This is a genomic window from Helicobacter pylori (assembly GCF_001653455.1).
Taxonomy (GTDB): domain Bacteria; phylum Campylobacterota; class Campylobacteria; order Campylobacterales; family Helicobacteraceae; genus Helicobacter; species Helicobacter pylori_A.
In genome coordinates, this window is sequence record NZ_CP011486.1 from 292,367 (window position 1) to 319,223 (window position 26,857).

Consider the following 26,857-nt stretch of genomic DNA (forward strand, 5'->3'; position numbering starts at 1 on the left):
AAATGCGTTTTTTTAGCGGTTTTGGGTTTGTTAATGAAAGCGTGTTGTTTGAAGAGTGGCTTTTAAAAGGGGCTTATGATGTCTCAGGCTTTTCTATGGGGGCTATTAAAGCGATAGAATACGCTTACAATGAAGTCTTGCAACAACGCCGCATTAATTCTTTATTATTGTTTTCGCCTTGCATGTTAGCTCATAAGAGTTTGGCGTTCAAACGCTTGCAACTTTCTTCTTTTCAAAAAGACCCGCAAAATTACATGGATAACTTTTATCAAGCCGTGGGCTTAAACGCCCGATTGGAGCACTTTAAAAAAAGGGGTTCTTTAGAAGAATTGGAATTTTTATTGAATTACAAGTATAGTGATCATACAATTAGAATTTTATTAGAAAAAGGCGTGAAAATTGAAGTGTTTGTCGGCTTGGAAGACAAAATTACTGATATTCAAGCTTTGTTGGAATTTTTCATGCCTTTAGTTCAAGTGTGGCAGTTTAAAGGCTGTAACCATTTGTTGCAAAAATCTTAAAAAAGGTGGAAAATGAAAAAAATTAGTTTAGGGGTGTATTTGCTTCTTTTAGGCATTTTGGGTGGCTCTTTGATCACTTTAGGGATGATGGTTGCACCGATTGTTTTCAAAGCCCCAAGCATTCTACCTGAGTTTAATTTGACTTTATTGGAGAGCGGGAAACTCATGGCGCAAATCATTGTGCGCTTCAATTATCTTTTGGGCGCGATGGGGTTTATAGTGTTACTTTATGAAATCATTTCCTTTATTTACTCTAAAAGATCGTTCGTGTATTTGACCCTTGGCGTGGCGATAGGGGTGTTGTGCTTGCTCTTTGTTTTTTATTACACGCCTTATATTTTAAACGCTCAAAAAATAGGCGAATCTGTGCTTCAAAGTAATGAATTTGCCCGCTCGCATGCTCAAAGCGAATGGCTGTTTAAGGAATTGCTTGTGTTGGTGTGCGCTTTGTTTTTCTTGCGTTTGTTTAGCAAAAACTCGGCTTGATTAAAGGGGAGGGTTTTTGTTACTATCTCAGCAAAAAGAAAGCAGTATTTAATGAAAAAGTTTAAAAAGAAATCAAAAAAACGATCGCATCAAAAAATCATCTTAAAGCGTTCTTTATGGATTATGCCTTTACTCATCAGTGGGTTTGCTAGTGGGGTGTATGCGAATGGGACGGATATTTTGGGGCTTAGTTGGGGGGAAAAAAGCCAAAAGGTATGCGTGCATCATCCATGGTATGCTCTATGGAGTTGCGATAAATGGGAGGAAAAAACACAACAATACATAGGAAACCAACTCATCACAAAAACTTGGGCGGGGGGTAATGCGGCTAATTATTACCACACTCAAAACAACCAAAATATTACAGCTAATTTAAAAAATGATAACGGCACTTATTTTTTAAGCGGTCTGTATAACTACACCGGAGGGGAATATAATGGGGGGAATTTAGACATTGAATTAGGCAGTAACGCTACTTTTAATTTGGGTGCGAATAGTGGGAATAGTTTCACTTCTTGGTATCCTAACGGGCATACTAATGTTACTTTTAGTGCTGGGACTATCAATGTGGATAACAGCGTAGAAGTGGGCAATCGTGTGGGATCAGGAGCTGGCACGCACACGGGCACAGCCACTTTAAATTTGAACGCCAATAAGGTTACTATCAATTCCAATATCAGCGCGTATAAAACTTCGCAAGTGAATGTGGGCAATGCTAACAGCGCTATTACAATAAGCTCAGCCACTTTAAGTGGGGATACTTGCAGTTCGTTAGCTAAAGTTGGCGTAGGAGCTAATTGCTCTAGTGCTGGGCCTAGCTATTCTTTTAAAGGGAATGTAAGCACTACTAACACGACTTTTAATAATGCAAGCGGTAGTTTCACTTTTGAAGAGAACGCTACTTTTAGCGGGGCGAAATTGAATGGGGGGGCATTCACTTTCAATAAAGAAGTTAGCGCTACCAATAACACTGCCTTTAATAGCGGTAATTTTACTTTTAAAGAGAATGCCACTTTTAATGGCGCTTCATTTAGTAACGCTGTATACACTTTCAACAATCAAGCCACTTTCCAAAACAGCTCCTTTAATGGGGGGACATTCACTTTCAATAACCAAAACAATCAAACTAATAACGCTCAGCACCCCCAAATTGTGTTTGAAAACAGCTCTTTTAGTGGCAACGCTACCACTATCAAGGGTTCTGTGAATTTTCAACAGGCTTTTAACAATTCAAACCAACAACTAACGATCCAAAACGCTTCGTTCAATAACGCCACTTTCAACAATACCGGTAAAATCACCATTAACGAGAATGCGAGCTTTAATCACACGGCATTCAACACTCCTATTGACACAAACAACATGACCATTACCGGCGGTGTTACTTTAAGCGGTAAGAATGACTTGAAAAATGGCGCAACCCTTGATTTTGGAAAATCAAAAGTGACTCTTAATCAAGGGACGATTTTTAACCTCACAACTTTAGGGAGCGAGAAGAGCGTAACGATTTTAAATTCTGGTGGGATCACTTATAATAATCTTTTAAACCATGCGCTCAATGGCTTGACAAACGCCCTAAAAACGAGCGAAAGCTCTTCATTGCCGCAAAGTTTCGCCCAAGGTTTGTGGGGTATGATCACTTATAATGGGGTTACCGGACAGCTTTTAGAAAATTCCCCACCATCTAAATCAGCTGACGCTTCGCCCACTAACACCCCGCAAGTCTATCAAGTGGGCTACAAAATAGGGGATACCATCTACAAATTACAAGAAACTTTTGGCCCTAATTCCATCACTATCCAAGCTTTAGAGAGCGGGACTTACACGCCGCCCCCTACCATCAGCGGTTCACAATTTGACTTATCCACTTCAACTTATATTAATGCTGACATGCCTTGGTATAACCATAAATATTATATTCCTAAATCTGAAAATTTTACAGAGAGCGGGACTTATTACTTGCCAAGCGTTGAAATATGGGGGAGTTTTACCAACTCGTTTAAGCAAACCTTTAGCGCGAATAATAGTAATTTAGTGATTGGGTATAACTCGACATGGACTGGAAATAGCGTTTCTTCTAGCGACATAGTGTCTTTTGGGGATATTTCAGGGAGCGTTCTTTCTGGGCATTGCGGGACTTGGCCCTATTATCAATGTGCAGGCACTACCAATGGCACTTATAGCGCTTATCATGTGTATATCACGGCGAATCTGCGTTCTGGCAATCGTATAGGCACAGGTGGGGCGGCCAATCTGGTTTTTAACGGGGTAGATAGCGTCAATATCGCTAACGCTAAGATCGAACAGCATAACGCCGGGATTTATTCAAGCTCTATGACTTTTTCCACGCAAAGCATGGATAGTTCTTATAATTTGAACGGCTTGAATGCTAACGGAAAGCTTTTAGTGTATGGCACGACTTTCACTAATCAGGCCAAAGACGGGAAATTCACTTTCAATGCAGGGCAAGCCACTTTTGAAAACACCAACTTTAATGGAGGGAGTTATCAATTCAGCGGCGATAGCTTGACTTTTGGAAATAACAACCAGTTTAATAGCGGTTCGTTTGAGATTAGTGCAAAAAACGCTTCGTTCAATAACGCTAACTTTAACAACAGCGCTTCTTTTAATTTCAATAATTCTAGTGCGACCACTTCATTTATAGGGGATTTCACGAACGCTAATGCAAATTTACAAATCGCCGGGAACGCTGTTTTTGGGAACTCTGCTAATGAATCTCCAAATAACGCTAATTTCAACAATACCGGCTCTGTGAATATTTCAGGGAATGCAACTTTTAATAACGTGGTTTTTAGTAGCCCCACAAACACGAGCGTGAAAGGGCAGGTTACCCTTAATAATATCACTTTAAAAAACCTGAACGCCCCCCTATCTTTTGGCGATGGGACAATCAGCTTTGGCGCTCATTCGGTTATCAATATTGATGAAGCTATCATTAATGGCAACCCTATCACGCTTATAAGCTCTTCTAAAGAGATTGATTACAACAACGCTTTTAGTAAAAATCTATGGCAGCTCATCAACTACCAAGGGCATGGAGCTAGCAGCGAAAAGATCGTTTCTAGCGTGGGTAATGGCGTTTATGATGTGGTGTATTCTTTCAACAACCAAACCTATAATTTTCAAGAGACTTTTTCACCCAACAGCATTTCTATCCGGCGTTTGGGCGTTAGCATGGTGTTTGACTACATGGATATGGAAAAATCGGATCATTTGTATTATCACAACGCTCTTGGTTTTATGACCTACATGCCTAACAGCTATAACAATAATTTAGGGAATGCAAACAACACCATTTATTATTACGACAACAGCATTGATTTTTATGCCAGCGGGAAAACTTTATTCACTAAAGCGGATTTTTCTCAAATATTCACCGGGCAAAACAGCGCAATCGTTTTTGGGGCTAAAAATATATGGACGAGTGCAAGCGATGCGCCACAATCCAATACCATCATTCGCTTTGGGGACAATAAGGGGGCAGGGAGTAATGATGCAAGCGGGCATTGCTGGAATTTGCAATGCATAGGCTTTATTACAGGGAATTACGAAGCGCAAAAGATTTACATCACTGGTAGCATTGAAAGCGGGAATCGCATTTCTAGTGGTGGGGGCGCGAGCCTTAATTTTAACGGGCTTCAAGGCATTCTTTTAACGAATGCGACTCTGTATAACCGCGCTGCTGGCACGCAAAGTTCGTCTATGAGTTTTATTTCTACTAACGCAAACATTCAAGCTCAAAACTCCTATTTTTTAGACGATACCGCGCAAAATGGCGGCAAGCCTAATTTTGGTTTCAACGCTTTGAATCTGGATTTTTCTAACAGCTCTTTTAGGGGCTATGTGGGGGCAACGCAATCCGTTTTTAAATTCAATGCCACCAATGCGATTAATTTCACTAACAGCACGAATTTAAGTTCTGGTTTGTATCAAATACAAGCTAAAAGCGTGTTGTTTGACAATTCTAATTTAAGCGTTTCAGTGGGGACAAGCAGTATTAAAGCTAATGCGATCAGTCTTTCTCAAAACGCTTCAATCAATACGAGCAACCATTCAACCCTTGAAATTCAAGGCGATTTGAATTTGAATGACACCAGTTCGCTCAACCTCAACCAAAGCACCATTAATGTTTCTAATAACGCCACGATCAACGATTTTGCAAGCTTGATTGTGAATAATGGCTCTCATCTTAATTTTAATGGGGCGGTTAATTTTAATTCATCTAACATTACTACGAGTTTGAATGATTCTTCTATCGTGTTTAAGGGGGCAGTTTCTTTAGGAGGGCAGTTTAATTTAAGCAATAATTCTTCTTTAGATTTCCAAAATTCTAGCGCTATCGCTACTAACACGGCGTTTAATTTCTATAATAATGCTTTTTCTCAAAGCCCCATCACTTTCCGTCAAAACTTTGATATTAAAGCGCCCTTGAGTTTAGGAGGCAATCTCTTAAGCCCCAATAACAGCAGTGTGTTGAATCTTAAAGACAGCCAGCTTGTTTTTAGCGATCAAGGGAGCTTGAATATCGCTAACATTGATTTATTGAGCGGTGTGAGCGATAATAAAAATCGTGTTTATAATATCATTCAAGCGGGTATGAGCGATAATTGGTATCAGTATATTAATTTCTTTGGCATGCACATCAATGATGGGGTCTATGACGCTATCAACCAAACTTATAGTTTCACTAATCCCCTTAATAACGCCCTAAAAATCACCGAGAGTTTTAAAGACAACCAACTAAGCGTTACGCTCTCTCAAATCCCGGGCGTTAAAAACACGCTCTATAGCATTGGCTCTGAAATCTTTAACTACCAAAAAGTCTATAACAACGCTAATGGCGTGTATTCTTATAGCGATGATGCACAAGGCGTGTTTTACCTCACAAGCAATGTGAAAGGCTATTATGACCCTAACAAATCCTATCAAGCTAGCGGTAATAACAACACCATCATAAACAATGATACAAACTCGGATTCTTCTGTCGTTTCGCAAACCTATAACGCGCAAGGTAACCCTATTGATGCGTTGCATATCTATAACAAGGGCTATAATTTCAACAATATCAAAGCGTTAGGGCAAATGGCGTTCAAACTCTACCCTGAAATCAAAAAGATTTTAGGGAATGATTTTTCGCTTTCCAGTTTGAACGATTTAAAAGGCGATGCATTGAGTCAGCTTGCAAAACTCATCACGCCTAGCGATTGGAAAAATATCAACGAGTTTATTGATAATGCAAATAATTCAGTGGTACAAAATTTCAATAACGGCGCTTTGATTGTGGGAGCGACTCAAATAGGGCAAACAAACACGAACAGCGCGGTTGTTTTTGGGGGCTTGGGCTATCAAAAGCCTTGCGATCACACCGATATTGTCTGCCAAAAATTCAGAGGCACTTATTTAGGGCAGCTTTTAGAATCCAGCTCGGCTGATTTGGGCTATATTAACACGACTTTTAACGCTAAAGAGGTTTATCTTACCGGCACTTTAGGGAGCGGGAACGCATGGGGGACTGGGGGGAGTGCCAGCGTAACTTTTAACAGCCAAACTTCACTCATTCTCAACCAAGCTAATATTACAAGCTCTCAAACCGATGGGATTTTTAGCATGCTAGGCCAAGAGGGCATTAATAAGGTTTTCAATCAAGCAGGGCTCGCTAATATTTTAGGCGAAGTGGCGGTTCAATCCATTAATAAAGCCGGAGGTTTAGGGAATTTGATAGCGGACATGCTAGGGAGTAATAGCGTGATCGGAGGGCATCTAACGCCTGAGCAAAAAAATCAAACCTTAAGCCAGCTTTTAGGCGCGAATAACTTTGATAATTTCATGAATGATAGCGGTTTGAACACGGCGATTAAGGATTTGATCAGACAAAAATTAGGTTTTTGGACCGGATTAGTGGGGGGGTTAGCCGGATTAGGGGGCGTTGATTTGCAAAACCCTGAAAAACTGATAGGGAGCATGTCCATCAATGATTTATTGGATAAAAAAAGTTTGTTCAACACCATCACCGGCTTTATTTCTGCAAATGATATAGGGCAAGTCATCAGCGTGATGTTGCAAGATATTGTCAAACCGAACGATGCTTTAAAAAACGATGTGGTTACTTTAGGCAAACAAATGATTGGCGAATTTTTAGGTCAAGACACGCTCAATTCTTTAGAAAGCCTGTTGCAAAACCAACAGATTAAAAGCGTTTTAGACAAAGTCCTAGCGGCTAAAGGTTTGGGGCCTGTTTATGAACAAGGTTTGGGGGATTTGATACCCAGTCTTGGCAAAAAGGGGCTTTTCGCTCCCTATGGCTTGAGTCAATTATGGCAAAAAGGGGATTTTAATTTCAACGCGCAAGGCAATGTTTTTGTGCAAAATTCCACTTTCTCTAACGCTAACGGAGGCACGCTTTCTTTTAATGCAGGCGATACGCTCATTTTTGCCGGAAACAATCGCATTTCTTTTACTAACCATACTGGCACGCTCAATTTATTGTCCAATCAAGTTTCTAACATTGATATTACCGCACTCAATGCGAGCAACGGCCTTAAGATTGACGCTGCTAATAATAATGTTTCCGTGTCTCAAGGCGATCTTTTCATTAATGCTAGTTGCACGCAACTAAGCGATTTAACAGCACCAAGCTCAAACCCTTGCACGCTTAATACTACCCAAAATACTAATAACACTTCTAATAATGCATCAAATAACACGCAAATCGCTTTGAATAACAACAATGAAAGCTTGAGTGTTACGGCGAATGATTTCAATTTTTCAGGCAATATTTACGCTAATGGGGTGGTTGATTTTTCAAAAATCAAAGGGTCTGCAAACATTAAAAATTTGTATCTTTACAATAACGCTCAATTCCAAGCCAACAACCTCACGATTTCCAATCAAGCGGTGCTAGAAAAAAACGCTAGCTTTGTAACGAATAATTTAAACATTCAAGGTGCATTCAATAACAACGCCACGCACAAAATAGAGACGCTTCAAAATTTAACGATCGCTTCAAACGCTTCTTTAAGCACCGGTGTTTATGGCATACAAGTAGGGGGGGCTTTGAATCATTTTGGAACGATTAATTTCAATTTAGAAAACCCTCAAACGCCTGTAAATCCGCTCATTCAAGCAGGAGGCGTGATCAATCTTAACGCCACTCAAACACCCTTTATAAATATCAATAACAGCATGGCCAATAACACGGCTTACACTTTATTGAAAAGCAGCCGTTACATCAACTACAATATCAACCCCAACAGCTTGCAATCGTATTTGAAACTCTACACCTTAATCAATATCAACGGGAACCACATAGAGGAAAATAATGGCGTGTTGACTTATTTAGGCCAACGGGTTTTATTGCAAGATAAGGGGTTATTGTTAAGCGTAGCGTTGCCGAACTCCAGTCAAAACAACGCCCCAAAAAACAACATTTTAAGCCTTTCTGTCCTTCATGATCAGATTAAAATGTCTTATGGCGATAAGATCATGGATTTTACACCCCCTACCTTACAAGATTACATTGTGGGCATTCAAGGGCAAAGCGCGTTAAATCAAATTGAAGCTATAGGGGGGAATAGCGCTGTTAAATGGCTTTCAACATTAATGATGGAAACGAAAGAAAACCCGCTTTTTGCACCTATTTATTTAGAAAACCACTCTTTGAATGAAATCTTAGGCGTGACAAAAGATCTCCAAAACACCATAAGCTTGATTTCTAACCCTAATTTTAGGGATAACGCTACCAATCTTTTAGAAATGGCGAGCTACACCCAACAAACCAGCCGTTTGACCAAACTCTCTGATTTTAGGACCAGAGAAGGGGAGTCTAATTTTTCTTCGTTAGAGCTTAAAAACAAGCGTTTTAGAGACGCTAACCCTAGCGAAGTTTTTGTCAAATACTCTCAACCTAGCAAACACCCAAATAACCTTTGGGTTCAAGGGGTGGGGGGAGCGAGCTTTATTTCTGGAGGCAATGGCACGCTTTATGGCTTGAATGCGGGCTATGATCGATTGGTTAAAAATGTGATCCTTGGGGGTTATGTGGCTTATGGTTATAGCGACTTTAATGGGCGCATCATCCATTCTTTGGCTAACAATGTGGATGTAGGGGTGTATGCGAGGGCTTTTTTAAAAAGGAACGAATTCACTTTGAGCGCGAATGAAACTTATGGAGGCAATGCGAGCAATATCAATTCTTCTAATCCTTTGCTCTCTGCAATCAACCAACGCTACAATTACAACACTTGGACAACGAGCGTGAACGGGAATTACGGCTATGATTTCATGTTCAAACAAAAAAGCGTGGTGTTAAAACCTCAAGTGGGCGTGAGCTATCATTTTATAGGCTTGAGCGGCATGAAAGGCAAAATGAATGATGCCGCTTACAAACAATTTGTCATGCATTCAAACCCTTCTAACGAATCGGTTTTAACGCTCAACATGGGGTTAGAGAGCCGTAAATATTTTGGTCAAAATTCTTATTATTTTGTAACGGCCAGGTTGGATAGGGATCTTTTGATCAAATCCAAGGGCGATAATGTGGTGCGTTTTGTGGGTGAAAACACTTTATTGTATCGCAAGGGGGAAGCTTTTAACACTTTTGCGAGCGTGATTACAGGGGGTGAGATGCATTTGTGGCGTTTGATGTATGTGAATGCGGGGGTGGGGCTTAAGATGGGCTTGCAATACCAAGATATTAATCTAACCGGGAATGTGGGCATGCGAGTGGTGTTTTAGCTTTTTTGCTATAATGCTTCGTTCAAATTTTATGGTTAGGTTTTTCTATGTTTAATTATGGAGAGCTGTTTCAAACTTATAAAACCCCTTTTTACCTCTATGATTTTGACAAAATCAAACAGGCTTTTTTAAGCTATAAAGAGGCGTTTAGGGGGCGTAAATCGTTGATTTGTTACGCTTTAAAGGCGAATTCTAATTTGAGTATCCTTTCTTTATTGGCAAGTTTAGAAAGCGGGGCGGATTGCGTTTCTCTAGGCGAGATACAAAGGGCTTTAAAAGCGGGCATTAAACCTTATAGAATCGTGTTTAGCGGGGTGGGTAAGAGCGCGTTTGAAATAGAGCAAGCCCTAAAACTCAACATTTTATTTTTGAATGTAGAGAGTTTTATGGAATTAAAAACGATTGAAAAAATCGCTCAATCTTTAGGGATTAAGGCTAGGATTTCTGTTAGAATCAACCCCAACATTGACGCTAAAACACACCCTTATATTTCTACCGGCTTGAAAGAAAATAAATTTGGCGTAGAAGAAAAAGAAGCCTTAGAAATGTTTCTTTGGGCTAAAAAAAGCGCGTTTTTAGAGCCAATTAGCGTGCATTTTCATATTGGATCGCAGCTTTTAGATTTAGAGCCTATTATAGAAGCGAGCCAAAAGGTGGCTAAAATCGCTAAATCTTTGATAGCTTTAGGCATAGATTTGCGTTTTTTTGATGTGGGCGGAGGCATTGGCGTGAGCTATGAAAATGAAGAAACGATTAAGCTTTATGATTACGCGCAAGGGATTTTAAACTCGCTTCAAGGCTTGGATTTGACGATCATTTGTGAGCCAGGCCGATCGATTGTGGCTGAAAGTGGGGAATTGATCACGCAGGTTTTGTATGAAAAAAAGGCTCAAAACAAGCGCTTTGTGATCGTGGATGCAGGCATGAACGATTTTTTACGCCCCAGTTTGTATCATGCTAAGCATGCAATAAGAGTCATAACGCCTTCTAAAGGTGGTGAGATCTCGCCTTGCGATGTGGTAGGGCCTGTGTGTGAGAGCAGCGACACTTTTTTAAAAGAAGTCAATTTACCGGAGTTAGAGCCAGGCGATAAATTGGCCATAGAAAAGGTTGGGGCTTATGGCTCTAGCATGGCCAGTCAATACAATTCGCGCCCCAAACTTTTAGAATTAGCCCTAGAAGATCACAAAATCAGAGTGATCAGAAAAAAAGAAAGTTTAGAAGATTTATGGCGTTTAGAAGAGGAAGGCTTAAAAGGGGTTTGATCAGATGCAAAAAAGTTTGGATAGTCTTTTAGAAAATTTAAGGGCTGAAATTGATGTTTTAGACAATGAATTGAGCGATCTTTTAGACAAACGCTTAGAGGTGGCTTTAAAAATCGCGCTCATCAAACAAGAAAACCCCATTTATTGCCCTAAAAGGGAGCAAGAAATTTTAAAACGACTCAATCAAAGAGGTTTCAAGCATTTGAACGAAGAAATTCTTACGAGTTTTTATGCAGAGGTTTTTAAAATTTCTAGAAAATTTCAAGAAAACGCCCTAAAAGAGTTAAAAAAATAAAAGAGAGTTGCCATGTTTGAAGAAATTAAGCTAGAGCATAAGGACTTGTTTTCAAGGTTTTTAAGCGCTCAAAAAATCGTTTTATCAGATGTGAGTTTTACGAATTGTTTTTTATGGCAGCATGCAAGGCTCATTAAAGTGGCGATGATTAAGGATTGCTTGGTGATTCAAACCACTTATGAAAACCAAAAGCCCTTTTATTTCTATCCTATCGGTAAGAATACGCATGAATGCGTGAAAGAGCTTTTGAAATTAGAAAAAAATTTAAAATTCCACTCTCTGACTTTAGAGCAAAAAGATGGCTTGAGGGACAATTTTGTAGGGGTGTTTGATTTCACTTACAACAGAGACAGGAGCGATTATGTTTATTCTATTGAAGAATTAATCGCGCTTAAAGGGAAAAAATACCATAAGAAAAAAAACCACCTGAACCAGTTTTTAACCAATCATGCGAATTTTGTTTATGAAAGAATTTCCTCTCAAAATAAAAAAGAAGTTTTAGAAGCCTCTCAAGCATGGTTTTTAGAAAGCCAAACCGATGATCTAGGGCTTATTAACGAAAATAAGGGCATTCAAAGCGTTTTAGAAAATTATGAAAGCTTGGATGTAAAAGGGGGGCTTATTAGGGTTAATGGAGAAATAGTCTCGTTTAGCTTTGGAGAAGTTTTAAACGAAGAGAGCGCGCTCATTCACATTGAAAAAGCCCGCACAGATATTGCAGGAGCGTATCAAATCATCAACCAGCAATTGCTTTTGAATGAATTTAGCCATTTAACTTACGCTAACAGAGAAGAAGATCTAGGACTAGAGGGCTTGAGAAGATCTAAAATGAGCTATAATCCGGTGTTTTTGATAGACAAATACGAAGCCATTGCTAGAAATTAAATGATTTTTGGGGATTTTAAATATCAAAAAAGCGTTAAAAAACTCACAGCGACCAATTTTAGCGAGCTTAAAAACGCCCTAGACTTTATCTCTCAAAATAGGGGGAATGGGTATTTTGTGGGGTATCTTTTGTATGAAGCGCGCTTGGCGTTTTTAGATGAAACCTTTCAAAGCCAAACCCCTTTTTTGTATTTTGAACAATTTTTAGAAAGGAAAAAACACTCTCTAGAGCCTTTAAAAGAGCATGCATTTTACCCTAAAATCCATAGCTCTTTAGATCAAAAAACTTATTTCAAGCAGTTCAAAACCATTAAAGAGCATCTAAAAAACGGCGATACCTACCAAGTGAATCTCACAATGGATTTATTTTTAAACACCAAAGCCAAACTAAAGCGCGTTTTTTGCGAGGTAGCGCGCAACCAAAACACGCCTTTTAAAGCGTTTATAGAAAATGAGTTTGGGAGTGTTTTAAGCTTTTCGCCAGAATTGTTTTTTGAATTGGAGTTTTTGGATACAGCGATTAAAATCACCACAAAGCCCATGAAAGGCACGATCGCTCGCTCTAATGATCCTTTAACAGATGAAAAAAACCGATATTTTTTGCAAAATGATGACAAAAATAGAAGCGAAAATGTGATGATTGTGGATTTATTGCGTAACGATTTGAGCCGTTTGGCTTTAAAAAATAGCGTGAAAGTCAATCAATTGTTTGAAATCATCAGCTTGCCGAGCGTGCATCAAATGATAAGCGAAATTGAAGCCCAATTGCCCCTAAAAACAAGCTTGTTTGAGATTTTTAAGGCGTTATTCCCTTGTGGATCTGTTACCGGATGCCCTAAAATCAAAACCATGCAAATCATTGAAAATTTAGAACAACGCCCTAGGGGGGTGTATTGCGGGGCGATAGGCATGGTTGGAGAAAAAAAAGCCCTTTTTAGCGTGCCTATCCGCACTTTAGAAAAAAGAGTGCATGAAGATGTTTTGCATTTGGGGGTGGGGAGTGGGGTTACTTATCAAAGCGAAGTGCTAAAGGAATACGAAGAGAGTTTTTTAAAATCCTTTTTTGTGATGCCCAAAATAGAATTTGAGATTGTAGAGACGATGAAAGTCATCAAAAGGGATCAAAAATTAGAGATTAACAATAAAAACGCCCATAAAGAACGCTTGATGAATAGCGCTCAATACTTTAATTTCCAATACGATGAAAATCTTTTGGACTTTGAATTAGAAAAAGAAGGGGTTTTAAGGGTTTTACTCAACAAAAAGGGCAAGCTCATTAAAGAGTATAAAAATTTAGAGCCTTTAAAAAGCCTAGAAGTGCGTTTGAATGACGCCCCCATTGACAAACACAATGATTTTTTATACCACAAGACCACTTATGCCCCTTTTTATCAAGAGGCTCGAGCGCTCATTAAAAAAGGCGTTATTTTTGATGCAATCTTTTATAACCAAGATTTGGAACTCACTGAAGGGGCTAGGAGCAATCTTATTTTAGAAATCCACAACAAGCTTTTAACCCCTTATTTTAGCGCGGGTGCGTTGAACGGGACGGGTGTTGCAAGGCTTTTAAAAAAGGGTCTTGTTGAACATGCCCCTTTAAAATTACAGGATTTGCAAAGAGTGGCTAAAATCTATTGCATTAACGCGCTATACGGCTTGGTGGAAGTGAAAATCAAACGGCCATAAAATAGAGCCGCTAAAATCTAATTTTTTTAAAATAAGTTACCAAATGCCACTAATAAGTTAAATTCCATTAAAAATAATCATAATGATTAAAGTTTTCATATTCATTATAGATCCATTTACACAATTACTTTATAAATTCAAGCAGAGGGTTTGTAGGAACTCTCATCAAAAAACAAGGAGCATAACATGAGACATGGAGATATTAGTAGTAGTCCAGATACTGTGGGTGTAGCGGTAGTCAATTATAAAATGCCTAGACTCCACACTAAAGAACAGGTGTTAGAAAATTGTCGCAATATCGCTAAGGTGATTGGTGGGGTTAAACAAGGTCTGCCAGGGTTGGATCTCATTATTTTCCCTGAATACAGCACGCATGGGATCATGTATGACAGACAAGAGATGTTTGACACCGCTGCGAGCATTCCTGGAGAAGAAACCGCAATCCTTGCTGAGGCTTGTAAGAAAAACAAGGTTTGGGGAGTGTTCTCTTTGACAGGGGAAAAACATGAGCAAGCTAAAAAGAATCCTTATAACACTTTGATTCTTGTCAATGATAAGGGTGAGATCGTGCAAAAATACCGCAAAATCTTGCCTTGGTGTCCTATTGAATGCTGGTATCCTGGGGATAAAACCTATGTGGTTGATGGGCCTAAGGGCTTGAAAGTTTCTTTGATTATCTGCGATGATGGGAACTACCCTGAAATTTGGCGCGATTGCGCGATGCGTGGGGCGGAACTCATCGTGCGCTGTCAAGGCTACATGTATCCGGCTAAGGAGCAACAAATTGCGATAGTGAAAGCCATGGCGTGGGCTAATCAATGTTATGTAGCGGTAGCGAATGCGACCGGCTTTGATGGGGTGTATTCCTATTTCGGGCATTCTAGCATTATTGGTTTTGATGGGCATACTCTGGGCGAATGCGGGGAAGAAGAAAATGGTCTCCAATACGCTCAACTTTCTGTGCAACAAATCCGTGATGCGAGGAAATACGACCAAAGCCAAAACCAACTCTTCAAACTCTTACACAGAGGTTATAGTGGGGTTTTTGCTAGTGGCGATGGGGATAAGGGTGTGGCAGAATGCCCTTTTGAGTTCTATAAAACTTGGGTTAATGACCCTAAAAAAGCTCAAGAAAATGTAGAAAAATTCACTCGCCCGAGTGTGGGCGTGGCCGCTTGTCCTGTAGGCGATTTGCCCACGAAATAAAGGATAAGGGAGGGGGGCTTAAAGTCTTAAAGCGATAAAAACGATATTTTTATCTTTCTTTAAGCCTTTAATATCTTTCTTTAATATCTCTCACTAGAACGCTAAACACAAGTTACAAATATTTCGTTAAAGACAAATTGTTGATTTTATTCGTGGAAGCCAAAACAGCGTTATAGTTGTTGGTGAGATTGGAAAATTTATTATAAGTTTCTGCCATATCCGTGCCGGTGGTTTCCCCACGAATGCTTTGAACTTGTGTTTTTAAAACTTCATTGCGCCTGATGATATTTTCAAACGCCTTACCATGAGTGCCGTTTTTAGCGATCATTTTTTCTATGTGATCGCTCAAGTGGTCTATAAGGGTGATGCCATTTTGAATGCCTAAATTACGCATGTCGCTAGAATAAGTATCCCCTAAAGCGTCCGGGCGATAAATCCCTTTTCTTACAGAAGCGATAACGCTCTCTAGTTGATCAAAAAAATTCACGCTTGGCTTGTCAATAATTAAAGCGTTATTAGCGTTTAATTTAAGGCTTGGTTTGTCGCTGTGCAAGGCGTTTTGAGAAAAATCATTCGCGTCTTTATCAAAAAGCATGAACCGCATTTTCGTGTTTGAATGCATGTTGTCTTGGATCATTATTTTGCCATCTTCATTCAAATTGACAGAAAGATTGCCTTTAGCTTGTTTTAACAAATCAATAAATTGTTCCTTGCTTTCTTTTGAATAAGGGTTATCGCTGATTTGCTGATAGATTGCAGGGTCAATATTGCTATAATTGAGCGCAATACTCATCGCATCCATAAGCTGCCTGTAAGTAACTTCATTGGGTTTAGAAACTTGGACATCAGCGGTTGTGGGGTCATAGAGTGGGATTTTAATGCCATTAGGAAGGCTCAAAAAAGCCCCATTATCCAAAATCATTTGCGCTTCTAAAAACGAACCATTAACATCGTTTAATTTCATGTTAAAAACGCTCTTTTCTAAACTCCCCTTAGAGACTTCACTGAGTTTAGTAGAGCCATTAGCCGCGCCATTTTGAGCGATTTGAGCGACATTGCTTTCTAATTTTGCCCCCTCTTTATTGAAGTAAGTTTTTTGGTATTCGCTCGCATTATTTGTTGGGATACCAGCGACTTCTAGCCCTTTAGCATCTAGGGTGCTTAAAGCAAAAGAGATGGGCGATTGGTTAGGTGCATTATCAATGATCCTCAAACGCCCGTTGCTTCCAACCTCCACATCCACTTCATTATTAAAGCGTTCTTTAATCGCATCTTTCAAATCTTTAATGGTGGAGTTTTTCACATCTAAAAGGATGGGAATATCCAAATAAATAGGGAGGTTTGGGATTTTGATACTGCCAGTATTGTCCAAACGGCTGGCATTGATTTTTAAGGTTTCTACCTTATCGCCAAAAATCTCGCTCAATTTGGTGTTTTTATTGGCTAAAACATTGTCTTTGGTGACAAACACGCTAGGAACTTCAAGCGTATTAGGGTTATACATGTTTTGTATCGCTTTAACTTGGCTCAAACTCCTGTCCGTTACAAACGCGCTTTTGACATATTCAGTAACCCTTTTACCGCTAGAACGCAAAGCGTCTAAATCATCAAAATCCCCATCGCTAGAAATCAAGTGGAAGTCTAAATTTTCACTCCCGGGTGTTAAGTTTTTAATCTCAATTTGCCCCCAATTATTCAAACTCACATCCACGACTTTATTTTGCGAAGTGTTCCCGTAAGCATGCCCGATCTTATCCAATAAATCGCTCACTTTAGTCGCGCTTTCTTGGTTTTGATAGGCTTTATCCAGCGCGAATTTTTCCTTAAAACTAGAGCCATCAGGCCTAATGCCCTGCAAATAAAAAAATTCTTTAGGGTCATTGGTGGGGTCTTTATCGTTATCACCGATGAGTTCTCGCAAGGTGTCGCTAGGCTTGATAAAGACTTCTTCAGGTAATGAAGAATGCTCTAAAGCGTCCATCACATCAGGGTGGAGCTTGTTTTGGTTGAGTAATTTAATGTTGGAGGTGATGAGCTTGTGTTTGTCTTTATCTGTGCCTAAAAACAAATCTTGCCCGCTGATATTATAAGGCACAAGGTTATCAGAGCTGACTAACGCGTTTAGATCTTCGCCATTGCCATGGTATTTCCCCTCGCTATCAATAGGGGGTCTATCCACCTTACTGCCCCCGAATAAAAATTCCCCCCCTATGGAGGTGTTAGCGATATTTATCATATGCTCTCTTAAGCGTTCTAAATCGTTAGCAATAGCGTTGCGAGAAGTTTCTGAATGCACATCGTTAGCGGATTGGATGAGTTTGGTTTTAAATGCCTCCATCGTTTTAGAAAATTCTTGTAAGGCTTTGTCGGTATTGAGCGTTGAAGTGTAGGCGTTTTGAGCCACATCAATGCCTTGATTTAAGGTGTTTTCTTCGTATTGGAATTTTAAATTTTGGTTGTTAATGTCGCTGTTTTGATAACCATAACGGATTTTTAGCCCTGAAGCGATTTGGGTGTTAGCGTCATTGATTTTATTTTGCAAAGCGTTTTGATAGTGATTCATTTGGTTGTATTTAGAGCCAAAGGTAACGCGCATGATCGTTCAATCCTTATTGGTTTTTCAAATCAAACAAGCTAAAAGTATTCCAAAAACAAGAGATTGGAGGTTTTAACCAACATGTTTTTGCTTTTTAAATTTGCATGCAAGAATCATGGCGGGTTAAATAGAACTATTTTGAATGAAAAGTTTTATTTAATCTAAATTTAAAGTTACATTTTAGCAAATACTCACTATAATAAGCGTTTATTTTAAAAAGAGCGTTTAATTTTTAAGGAATAGAAATGTCATACGCAATATTCAAACATGGCGGTAAGCAGTATAAAGTCGTTGAGGGCGATATTGTTTTACTGGATAAAATGAATAAAGAGCCTAAGGCTTTAGTGGAGTTAGTGGAAGTGTTAGCCGTCTCTAAAGAGGGCAAGCTTTCTTGCGGAAAACCCTTTGTGAATGGGGCTAAGATTGAAGCGGAAGTGATCAATGAAGGGCGCGCTAAGAAAGTCATTACTTTCAAAAAACGCCGCCGAAAAGATAGTAAAACCAAGCGTGGTTTTAGAAGAGATTTCACTCGTGTGAGAATCACTAAAATTGTAGCATAAGGAGTATTAAACAATGGCACACAAGAAAGGTCAAGGGAGCACGCAGAATAACAGAGATTCTGCAGGAAGACGCTTAGGCGTGAAAAAATTTGGCTCAGAGTTTGTGAGAGCAGGGAATATTATCGTGCGCCAAAGAGGCACTAAAATGCATCCTGGTAACAATGTGGGCATGGGGAAAGACCATACCTTATATGCGCTGACAGATGGCGTTGTGAAATTTGAGCATAAAGACAGAAACCGCAAGAAAGTTTCTGTAGTTAGCGGGAATTTTGGGGAGTAGGGTAACCTTTTAAAGGCCAATTAAACCTTTGGGTGTTTGTTAAACACCCATAAACGCCATAAAATATTTATAATTTAGGTCTCTATCCTTTATAGAATTTGTTGTGGAGACTGGCTTATGAATAATCTTTTTATCAAGGGTTTGTCCCTTTCTCTTTTATTATTTGGGGTTTTTTTGAAAGCTTTAGAAAGCCCCAACACCACTCTTAATCCGTCTAAAGAAAACCTTTCTGTTGAAGAGCAAAAGCGTTTTGGAGGCGTTTTGGTTTTTGCTAGAGGCGCTGATGGCTCAAGCATGGATCCTGCCTTAGTAACTGATGGCGAAAGCTATGTGGCAACAGGCAATATTTATGACACGCTCGTGCAATTCAAATACGGCACCACAGAAATTGAACCCGCCTTAGCGACAAGTTGGGATATATCCCCAGATGGTCTTGTATATACCTTTCATTTACGAAAAGGGGTTTATTTCCACCAAACGAAATACTGGAATAAAAAAGTAGAATTTAGCGCTAAAGATGTGCTGTTTTCGTTTGAACGCCAAATGGATAAGACCAAACGCTACTATAGCCCGGGGGCTAAAAGCTATAAATATTGGGAAGGCATGGGCATGTCTCATATCATTAAGAGCATTGAAGCTTTAGATGACTATACTATTAGATTTACGCTTAACGGGCCAGAAGCCCCGTTTTTGGCGAATTTGGGCATGGATTTTTTGAGCATTTTGAGTAAGGATTACGCCGATTATTTAGAACAAAATAATAAAAAAGACGAGTTGGCAAAAAAACCTATTGGGACAGGGCCTTTCAAATTCTTTTTGTGGAATAAAGACGAAAAAATCATTCTAGTCAAAAATCAAGATTATTGGGGGCCTAAAGCTTATTTGGACAAGGTGGTGGTGCGTACCATTCCTAATTCTTCCACGCGCGCTTTAGCGTTGAGGACCGGCGAAATCATGCTAATGACTGGGCCTAACCTCAATGAAGTGGAGCAGTTAGAAAAAATCCCTAATATCGTGGTGGATAAAAGCCCCGGATTGATTGCTAACTGGCTTTCATTGAACACGCAAAAAAAGTATTTTAACAACCCTTTGGTGCGCTTAGCCATCAATCATGCGATTAATGTGGATGATTATATTAAAGTGATTTATGAAGGCTTTGCTCAAAAAATGGTCAATCCTTTCCCACCCACCATATGGGGTTATAATTATCATATCAAACCTTATGAATACGATTTGAAAAAAGCTAAAGAATTGTTGAAACAAGCAGGCTATCCTAACGGCTTTAAAACCACTATTTTTACCACTTCCACTCGTAACCCAAAGGGAGCGGTGTTCATACAAGCAAGCCTGGCTAAAATTGGCATTGATGTGAAAATTGAAGTGTATGAATGGGGGGCTTATTTGAAAAGAACGGGCTTAGGCGAGCATGAAATGGCGTTTGCAGGCTGGATGGCAGACATTGCAGATCCGGATAATTTCCTATACACCTTATGGAGCAAGCAAGCCGCTTCAGCCATACCCACTCAAAATGGTTCTTTTTATAAGAGCGATGCCTTTTCTGATCTGCTTGTAAAGGCTAAACGGGTTTCTGATCAAAAAGAGCGAGAAGCCCTCTATTTAAAGGCTCAAGAAATCATCTATAAAGACGCTCCCTATGTGCCTTTAGCCTATCCTTATTCGGTAGTGCCGCATTTGTCTAAGGTTAAAGGCTATAAAACGACAGGGGTGAGCGTGAATCGCTTCTTTAAAGTGTATTTAGAAAAATAAAGGGGTTGTATGCTGAGTTTTATCATCAAGCGCATTTTGTGGGCGATCCCCACGCTGTTTGGAGTGAGTGTTATTGTGTTTATGATGGTGCATTTAGTGCCAGGAGATCCGGCGTTAGTGATTTTAGGCGAAAAGGCCAATCAAGCCGCTATTGACGCTTTAAGGGAGCAATTTGGCTTGAACAAGCCTTTAATAGAGCAGTATTTTTTCTTTATCAATAATGTGTTGCATGGCAATTTTGGCACTTCTATCATGACGGGCGAGCCTGTGATGCATGAGTTTTTGCAACGCTTCCCGGCTACGGTGGAATTGGCTTTGATCGCTTTATTTATGGCTCTTGTTTTGGGTATTAGCGTTGGGGTGTTAGCAGCGATCAAACGATATAGCGTTTTTGATTATTCCAGCATGACTTTCGCTTTAGCCGGGATTTCTATGCCGGTGTTTTGGCTAGGGCTTATGCTGATTTATATCTTTAGCGTGCAATTAGGGTGGTTGCCTGTTTTTGGGCGTTTGAGCGATGTGTATTATTTAGATGGCCCTACAGGCTTTTACTTGATAGACAGCTTGATTGCAAGAGATTATGGGGCGTTTGTGGATACGATCAAACACTTGATTTTACCTAGTATTGTGTTAGCCACGGTTTCTACCGCCGTGATTGCGAGAATGACTCGCGCGAGCATGGCAGAAGTGTCTAAAGAAGATTATGTGCGCACCGCTAAAGCCAAAGGGTGCAGTTCCTTTAGGGTGATTTTTGTGCATACTTTGCGTAACGCTTTAATCCCTGTAACGACTATAGCGGGCTTGATGTTAGCCGGGCTTTTAGGGGGGAGCATGATAACAGAAACGGTTTTCTCATGGCCTGGGATTGGCAAGTGGATCGTCAATGCACTCAACCAGCGCGATTTCCCTATCATTCAGTCCATGTCTTTGATCATTGCCATGATGTATATTGGGGCTAATCTCTTAGTGGATATTTTATACGCTTTTATTGATCCCAGAATAAGGTTGTCATGATGGAATCCTTTAGAGAGTTTATCCAACAATTTAAGAAAAATAAGGCGGCGGTAGTAGGGGCATGGATTGTGCTTTTATTGGTGGTTTGCGCGATTTTTGCACCTCTTTTGGCCCCGCATGATCCTTATGTGCAAAACGCGCAAGATCGCCTTTTAAAACCCATATGGGAGCATGGAGGGAATGCAAAATACCTTTTAGGCACTGATGATTTGGGGCGCGATATTTTGAGCCGCTTGATCTATGGGGCTAGGATTTCTTTAACCATAGGGATTGTTTCTATGGGGATTGCGGTGTTTTTTGGCACGATATTAGGGCTAATAGCGGGGTATTTTGGGGGGAAAACGGATGCAATTATCATGCGTATCATGGATATAATGTTCGCTTTGCCCTCTATTTTATTGATTGTGATTGTGGTCGCTGTGTTAGGGCCTTCACTCACGAATGCGATGCTTGCGATTGGGTTTGTAGGCATTCCTGGATTTGCACGATTGGTGCGCAGTTCTGTGCTAGGCGAAAAAGAAAAAGAATACGTGATCGCTTCTAAAATCAATGGCTCTTCGCACCTTCGCTTGATGTGTAAGGTGATTTTCCCTAATTGCATTATCCCTTTGATCGTGCAAACGACGATGGGGTTTGCTTCCACGGTTTTAGAAGCCGCCGCACTGAGCTTTTTAGGTCTTGGGGCCCAACCTCCCAAGCCTGAATGGGGAGCGATGTTGATGAACTCCATGCAATATATCGCTACCGCTCCTTGGATGCTTGTTTTCCCTGGGGTGATGATCTTTTTAACGGTTATGAGTTTTAATCTGGTGGGCGATGGCATCATGGACGCTTTAGATCCTAAACGCGCCTCTTAAAGGAGCTTGCATGATTTTAGAAGTTAAAGATTTAAAAACTTATTTTTTCACCGATAAGGGCGTGAATAAGGCGGTGGATGGCGTGAGTTTTGGCTTGAAAAAGTCTCAAACGCTCTGCATTGTAGGGGAGAGTGGGAGCGGGAAAAGCATCACTTCGCTTTCTATTTTAGGGCTGATTGAAAAACCCGGGAAAATTGTAGGGGGGAGCATCCAATTTTTGGGGCAGGATTTGTTGCAACTCAAAGAAAAGCAAATGCAAAAAGAAATCAGGGGTAAAAAAATTGGCATGATCTTTCAAGAGCCCATGACGAGCTTGAATCCTTCCTACACGGTGGGGTTTCAAATCAATGAAGTGCTAAAAATCCACCACCCAAGCCTTAATAAAAAAGAACGATTAGAAAGGGTGGTTTATGAATTAGAGCGCGTGGGCATTCCCCATGCAGGGGATAAATACCATGAATACCCTTTCAATCTCAGCGGAGGGCAACGCCAAAGGGTGATGATCGCTATGGCTATGGTGTGTGAGCCTGAAATTTTGATCGCTGATGAGCCTACGACAGCTTTAGATGTAACGATCCAAGCACAGATTTTGGAATTGATGAAAGAATTGCAGCAAAAAAAGGGGACTTCTATCTTGTTTATCACCCATGATTTAGGCGTAGTGGCGCAAATCGCTGATGAAGTGGTGGTGATGTATAAAGGGCATGTGGTGGAGCAAGCGAACGCGAAAGAGCTTTTTGCTGATCCAAGACACCCTTATACGAAAGCCCTTTTAAGCGCGATCCCTAAACCGGGCAAAGAATACCGCAAAAAACGATTAGAAACCGTGGATGAAAACACCGATTATTTGAGTTTTAAAAAGGAGTTACGATGAAGCTCTTAGAAATTAAAGAATTGAAAAAATCCTATGCGATAGACAGGGGATTATTTAAGCCTAAAAGAGTGATCCATGCGCTCAATGGGATCAGTTTTGAAGTGGAACAAAATGAAGTTTTAAGCATCGTGGGGGAGAGTGGCTGTGGGAAAAGCACGACGGCAAAAATTTTAGCCGGCATTGAAAGGCAAGATAGCGGGGCGATTTATTTCAACGGCAAGCGCCATTTGCATTTTAGCAAACAGGATTGGTTTGATTACCGCAAAAAAGTGCAAATGATTTTCCAAGACCCTTATTCTAGCCTAAACCCTCGCTGGAAAGTGGGCGAAATTATCGCTGAACCCTTGCTTTTAAACTCTCATTTTTCAAAAAAAGAAATTAAGGCCAAAGTGCTAGAAATCATGCAAAAAGTGGGCTTGAAATTAGAATGGATCGATCGTTACCCTCACCAATTTTCAGGCGGTCAAAGGCAACGAATCGGCATCGCTAGAGCGCTCATTTTGCACCCTAGCGTGGTGATTTGCGATGAGCCTGTGTCTGCGCTAGATGTGTCCATTCAGGCGCAAGTGTTGAATTTGCTTTTAGATTTGCAAAAAGAAATGGGGCTGACTTATATTTTTATTAGCCATGATTTAGGGGTGGTGGAGCATATTAGCGATAGGATTATCGTGATGAATCAAGGACAAATCGTAGAAACAGGAGATGTGGATAGCGTGATAAGCGCTCCAAAGCACCCCTATACGCAGAAATTGCTCAATGCCGTGCCGCATTTGGAAAAATCCATGCAAAGATTTGCTGAATAAAAGAAAGGATTTTAAGCTGTGTTTGTAGATAGCGTGGAAATTATCATCGCTTCAGGTAAGGGAGGGCCTGGAATGGTGAGTTTTAGGCGAGAAAAGTTTGTCATTAAGGGCGGTCCTGATGGAGGCGATGGAGGCGATGGAGGCGATGTGTATTTTGAAGTGGATAACAATACCGACACTCTAGCGAATTTTAGAGGCACTAAACACCATAAGGCTAAAAACGGATCTCCAGGAGGCACACGAAATTGCGCAGGCAAAAAAGGCGAAGACAAGATCATTATCGTGCCGCCAGGAACGCAAGTTTTTGTAGATGGTGTTTTATGGCTTGATTTGATCACGCCTAAAGAAAGGGTGTTAGCCTTAAAAGGAGGCAAGGGAGGGTTAGGGAATGCGCATTTTAAAAGCGCGACCAAGCAACAACCCACTTACGCGCAAAAAGGCTTAGAGGGGGTTGAAAAATGCGTGCGTTTGGAATTAAAGCTCATCGCTGATATAGGGTTAGTGGGTTTTCCTAATGCGGGTAAATCCACGCTCATTTCCACCATCTCTAACGCTAAACCTAAAATCGCTAACTATGAATTTACGACTCTAGTGCCTAATTTAGGGGTAATAAGCGTAGATGAAAAAAGCGAATTTTTAATGGCGGATATTCCTGGCATCATTGAAGGGGCTAGTGAGGGAAAAGGCTTAGGGATTAGCTTTTTAAAGCACATTGAACGCACTAAAGTTCTAGCCTTTGTTTTAGACGCTTCCAGGCTAGATTTGGATATTAAAGAGCAATACAAACGCTTGAGGTTGGAGTTAGAAAAATTTTCACCCACTCTGGCTAACAAGCCTTTTGGGGTGTTACTCAATAAATGCGATGTTGTAGAAGAGATTGATCACATGACTAAGGATTTTTGCGCCTTTTTAAACTTGCAAGCGCAAAAATTAGAGGCGTTTGATTTAGAGCCGTATTTGGGGTTTTTGCACCCTAAATTGATGGGCGGTTTTGAAAATGATCCTAATGAAAAATCCGCGCTCTTTATCTTACCCCTTTCAGCGGTTAGTGCTATAAACACGCATGCACTTAAATTTGTGTTGTTAAAAGCGTTGTCATAAAGCGTTGTTGTGTTTGAAAATGGTTTAATCAAATAAGACATGCTTTTGTTGGTTGTAGCGTGGTGGGGATTATAAAGAATGCTCATAAGATGTGCAAAGACACACGCATGCAAGGGTGTGGGATTTTGTCGTATTTTTAAAATAAATTCAAGCAAAGGTGAGAGATGAAAAGATTTGTTTTATCCTTATTACTCATTTGCGTTCAAGCTTACGCTGAGAAAGATTACTTTTTTAGGGATTTTAAATCTATAGATTTGCCTAAAAAACTCCATCTTGACACAAAGCTCTCCAAGCAAATCCAGCCATGCGCGCAACTTAATGCGTCCAAACACTACACTTCTACCGGGGTTAGAGAGCCTGATGCATGCACAAAGAGTTTTAAAAAGTCCGCTACCATGTCCTATGATTTAGCGTTAGGCTATTTAGTGAGCCAAAACAAACAATATGGTTTAAAGGTTATAGAAATTTTAAACGCTTGGGCTAGAGAGCTTCAAAGCGTGGACACTTATCAGAGCGAAGATAATATCAATTTCTACATGCCTTATATGAACATGGCCTATTGGTTTGTCAAAAAAGAATTTCCTAGCCCAAAATATGAAGACTTTGTCAAGCGGATGCGCGGGTATTCTCAATCAGCTCTTAACACTAACCATGGGGCGTGGGGCATTCTCTTTGATGTGAGTTCTGCACTTGCATTAAACGATCAAGCCCTTTTGCAAAGTAGCGCTAATCGGTGGCAGGAGTGGGTGTTTAAAGCGATAGATGAGAGTGGGGTTATCCCTAGCGCGATCACTAGAAGCGATACAAGCGATTATCATGGCGGTCCTACGAAAGGCATTAAGGGGATCGCTTATACCAATTTCGCGCTTCTTGCGTTAAGCGTATCAGGCGAATTGCTTTTTGAGAACGGGTATGATTTGTGGGATAGTGGAGCCGGACAAAGGCTTTCTATAGCGTATAATAAAGTCGCAACATGGATTTTAAATCCTGAAACTTTCCCTTATTTCCAGCCTAATCTCATTGGGGTGCATAACAACGCTTATTTCATTATTTTAGCCAAACACTATTCTAGCCCTAGTGCAAATGAGCTTTTATCCCAGGGCGATTTGCATGAAGATGGTTTTAGGCTCAAACTCCGATCGCCATGAATATTTTAACCTTTCTATGAATGGTTAAGAATGTTTGATCCAGTCTGCATCATTTACAAAAAGAGTTTAAAATAAACGCAATTGTATCTCTAGGCCGTATTAGAGTGCAAATGATTATCAAAATGAAGTATTTTAGTTGTAAGCATGCTTATTTACACTAAAATAACAAGCGTTGTTGATAAAATCACATTAAAGGATAATGAATGAAAAAAATGGTTTTGGTATCGGCTTTGTTGGCAGGGTTTTTGCAAGCGGTGAGTTTGGATTTATCTTCGGCTAAAACGACATGGACAGCCTTTAAAACTAAGGCTAAAACACCCGTAAGCGGGAGTTTTGAAAGCATCACTTATAAACTGGGTAAATCTCAAGATAGTTTAAAAACCCTTTTAGAAGGGGCGAGTGCAAGCATGGATAGCTTGAAAGTCAATTTAGGCGATGACACTAAAAACAAGAATGTTAAAGAAGCTTTTTTCGCTCTTTTTAAAAACACTAACATCAAAGTAACTTTTAGAAATGTGATAGAAGGCGATCATGCGGGTTCTCTCACCGCTTATGTGAGAATGAATGAAAAGCTCGTGAAAGTGCCTATGCAATACACGATTGCTGATAGTAAGATCGTGATTAAAGGGGTCTTGGATTTATTGAATTTTGGCTTGAAAAACGAGTTAGCGAGCTTGGCTAAACGATGCGAGAGTTTTCATGAGGGCTTGACCTGGTCGCAAGTGGAGATCCAATTTGAAAGCATGATCAAGGGATAAT

19 protein-coding genes are annotated in these 26,857 nt (G+C 40.1%); 18 read left to right on the forward strand and 1 reads right to left on the reverse strand.

What is annotated here, in order from left to right:
- Positions 1-2 precede the first annotated feature (2 nt).
- From bioV to AA977_RS01440, 8 genes are all read left to right on the forward strand, one after another.
- Positions 3-521 carry a pimelyl-ACP methyl ester esterase BioV gene (gene bioV, locus AA977_RS01405; protein ID WP_064434297.1) on the forward strand — a complete coding sequence of 173 codons (519 nt, stop codon included), beginning with the start codon at positions 3-5 and terminating at the stop codon, positions 519-521.
- A gap of 12 nt (positions 522-533) precedes the next feature.
- Positions 534-1,007 carry a DUF4149 domain-containing protein gene (locus AA977_RS01410; protein ID WP_064434298.1) on the forward strand — a complete coding sequence of 158 codons (474 nt, stop codon included), beginning with the start codon at positions 534-536 and terminating at the stop codon, positions 1,005-1,007.
- 51 nt (positions 1,008-1,058) lie between these two features.
- Positions 1,059-9,761 carry an immunomodulatory autotransporter protein ImaA gene (imaA, locus tag AA977_RS01415; protein ID WP_064434299.1) on the forward strand — a complete coding sequence of 2,901 codons (8,703 nt, stop codon included), beginning with the start codon at positions 1,059-1,061 and terminating at the stop codon, positions 9,759-9,761.
- 47 nt (positions 9,762-9,808) lie between these two features.
- Positions 9,809-11,026: a diaminopimelate decarboxylase gene (lysA, locus tag AA977_RS01420; RefSeq protein WP_064434300.1), complete on the forward strand. Its 1,218-nt coding sequence runs from the start codon at positions 9,809-9,811 to the stop codon at positions 11,024-11,026.
- Between the two features lie 4 nt (positions 11,027-11,030).
- Positions 11,031-11,321, forward strand: a complete 291-nt coding sequence (locus tag AA977_RS01425; RefSeq protein ID WP_001172487.1) for a chorismate mutase — start codon at positions 11,031-11,033, stop codon at positions 11,319-11,321.
- A 12-nt stretch (positions 11,322-11,333) separates the two neighbouring features.
- Positions 11,334-12,206 carry a DUF2156 domain-containing protein gene (locus AA977_RS01430; protein WP_064434301.1) on the forward strand — a complete coding sequence of 291 codons (873 nt, stop codon included), beginning with the start codon at positions 11,334-11,336 and terminating at the stop codon, positions 12,204-12,206.
- Positions 12,207-13,892, forward strand: coding sequence for a bifunctional chorismate-binding protein/class IV aminotransferase (locus AA977_RS01435; protein WP_064434302.1), 1,686 nt, complete (start codon positions 12,207-12,209; stop codon positions 13,890-13,892). It abuts the gene before it with no gap.
- A 186-nt stretch (positions 13,893-14,078) separates the two neighbouring features.
- Positions 14,079-15,098, forward strand: coding sequence for an aliphatic amidase (locus AA977_RS01440; protein WP_024368932.1), 1,020 nt, complete (start codon positions 14,079-14,081; stop codon positions 15,096-15,098).
- A gap of 112 nt (positions 15,099-15,210) precedes the next feature.
- Here the strand turns inward: AA977_RS01440 and flgL are convergent, their stop codons facing one another.
- Positions 15,211-17,694 (reverse strand): flagellar hook-associated protein FlgL, encoded by a 2,484-nt coding sequence (gene flgL, locus AA977_RS01445; protein WP_064434303.1) that lies wholly within the window; start codon positions 17,692-17,694, stop codon positions 15,211-15,213.
- Positions 17,695-17,939: 245 nt separating this feature from the next.
- Between flgL and rplU the strand changes: the two genes are divergently transcribed.
- From rplU to AA977_RS01495, 10 genes are all read left to right on the forward strand, one after another.
- Entirely contained in the window at positions 17,940-18,254 is a 315-nt protein-coding gene (rplU, locus tag AA977_RS01450) for a 50S ribosomal protein L21 (RefSeq protein ID WP_000119324.1), read from the forward strand.
- Between the two features lie 13 nt (positions 18,255-18,267).
- Positions 18,268-18,534, forward strand: a complete 267-nt coding sequence (gene rpmA, locus AA977_RS01455) for a 50S ribosomal protein L27 (RefSeq protein ID WP_000940619.1) — start codon at positions 18,268-18,270, stop codon at positions 18,532-18,534.
- 117 nt (positions 18,535-18,651) lie between these two features.
- Positions 18,652-20,301: an ABC transporter substrate-binding protein gene (locus AA977_RS01460; protein ID WP_064434304.1), complete on the forward strand. Its 1,650-nt coding sequence runs from the start codon at positions 18,652-18,654 to the stop codon at positions 20,299-20,301.
- Between the two features lie 9 nt (positions 20,302-20,310).
- A complete protein-coding gene (locus tag AA977_RS01465; protein WP_001916986.1) occupies positions 20,311-21,315 on the forward strand; it encodes an ABC transporter permease in 1,005 nt (334 codons plus the stop codon).
- On the forward strand, positions 21,315-22,172 hold the full coding sequence (locus AA977_RS01470; protein ID WP_000443370.1) for an ABC transporter permease: 858 nt from the start codon (positions 21,315-21,317) through the stop codon (positions 22,170-22,172). Before AA977_RS01465 ends, AA977_RS01470 begins: the two co-directional genes overlap by 1 nt.
- A gap of 10 nt (positions 22,173-22,182) precedes the next feature.
- A complete protein-coding gene (locus tag AA977_RS01475) occupies positions 22,183-23,046 on the forward strand; it encodes an ABC transporter ATP-binding protein (RefSeq protein WP_064434305.1) in 864 nt (287 codons plus the stop codon).
- Positions 23,043-23,849 carry an ABC transporter ATP-binding protein gene (locus AA977_RS01480; RefSeq protein ID WP_000770469.1) on the forward strand — a complete coding sequence of 269 codons (807 nt, stop codon included), beginning with the start codon at positions 23,043-23,045 and terminating at the stop codon, positions 23,847-23,849. Before AA977_RS01475 ends, AA977_RS01480 begins: the two co-directional genes overlap by 4 nt.
- Positions 23,850-23,867: 18 nt before the next feature.
- Complete coding sequence (gene obgE, locus AA977_RS01485; protein WP_064434306.1) at positions 23,868-24,950, forward strand: GTPase ObgE; 1,083 nt, start codon at positions 23,868-23,870, stop codon at positions 24,948-24,950.
- 164 nt (positions 24,951-25,114) lie between these two features.
- Complete coding sequence (locus AA977_RS01490) at positions 25,115-26,098, forward strand: alginate lyase family protein (protein WP_064434307.1); 984 nt, start codon at positions 25,115-25,117, stop codon at positions 26,096-26,098.
- A 203-nt stretch (positions 26,099-26,301) separates the two neighbouring features.
- Complete coding sequence (locus AA977_RS01495) at positions 26,302-26,856, forward strand: YceI family protein (RefSeq protein ID WP_064434308.1); 555 nt, start codon at positions 26,302-26,304, stop codon at positions 26,854-26,856.
- The last annotated feature ends 1 nt before the right edge of the window (position 26,857 follow it).

Bases quoted from the DNA above. Each gene is read 5' to 3' on its own strand.
- bioV (WP_064434297.1), top strand. From the start codon at position 3: ATGCGTTTTTTTAGCGGTTTTGGGTTTGTTAATGAAAGCGTGTTGTTT.
- AA977_RS01410 (WP_064434298.1), top strand. From the start codon at position 534: ATGAAAAAAATTAGTTTAGGGGTGTATTTGCTTCTTTTAGGCATTTTG.
- imaA (WP_064434299.1), top strand. From the start codon at position 1,059: ATGAAAAAGTTTAAAAAGAAATCAAAAAAACGATCGCATCAAAAAATC.
- lysA (WP_064434300.1), top strand. From the start codon at position 9,809: ATGTTTAATTATGGAGAGCTGTTTCAAACTTATAAAACCCCTTTTTAC.
- AA977_RS01425 (WP_001172487.1), top strand. From the start codon at position 11,031: ATGCAAAAAAGTTTGGATAGTCTTTTAGAAAATTTAAGGGCTGAAATT.
- AA977_RS01430 (WP_064434301.1), top strand. From the start codon at position 11,334: ATGTTTGAAGAAATTAAGCTAGAGCATAAGGACTTGTTTTCAAGGTTT.
- AA977_RS01435 (WP_064434302.1), top strand. From the start codon at position 12,207: ATGATTTTTGGGGATTTTAAATATCAAAAAAGCGTTAAAAAACTCACA.
- AA977_RS01440 (WP_024368932.1), top strand. From the start codon at position 14,079: ATGAGACATGGAGATATTAGTAGTAGTCCAGATACTGTGGGTGTAGCG.
- flgL (WP_064434303.1), bottom strand. From the start codon at position 17,694: ATGCGCGTTACCTTTGGCTCTAAATACAACCAAATGAATCACTATCAA.
- rplU (WP_000119324.1), top strand. From the start codon at position 17,940: ATGTCATACGCAATATTCAAACATGGCGGTAAGCAGTATAAAGTCGTT.
- rpmA (WP_000940619.1), top strand. From the start codon at position 18,268: ATGGCACACAAGAAAGGTCAAGGGAGCACGCAGAATAACAGAGATTCT.
- AA977_RS01460 (WP_064434304.1), top strand. From the start codon at position 18,652: ATGAATAATCTTTTTATCAAGGGTTTGTCCCTTTCTCTTTTATTATTT.
- AA977_RS01465 (WP_001916986.1), top strand. From the start codon at position 20,311: ATGCTGAGTTTTATCATCAAGCGCATTTTGTGGGCGATCCCCACGCTG.
- AA977_RS01470 (WP_000443370.1), top strand. From the start codon at position 21,315: ATGGAATCCTTTAGAGAGTTTATCCAACAATTTAAGAAAAATAAGGCG.
- AA977_RS01475 (WP_064434305.1), top strand. From the start codon at position 22,183: ATGATTTTAGAAGTTAAAGATTTAAAAACTTATTTTTTCACCGATAAG.
- AA977_RS01480 (WP_000770469.1), top strand. From the start codon at position 23,043: ATGAAGCTCTTAGAAATTAAAGAATTGAAAAAATCCTATGCGATAGAC.
- AA977_RS01490 (WP_064434307.1), top strand. From the start codon at position 25,115: ATGAAAAGATTTGTTTTATCCTTATTACTCATTTGCGTTCAAGCTTAC.
- AA977_RS01495 (WP_064434308.1), top strand. From the start codon at position 26,302: ATGAAAAAAATGGTTTTGGTATCGGCTTTGTTGGCAGGGTTTTTGCAA.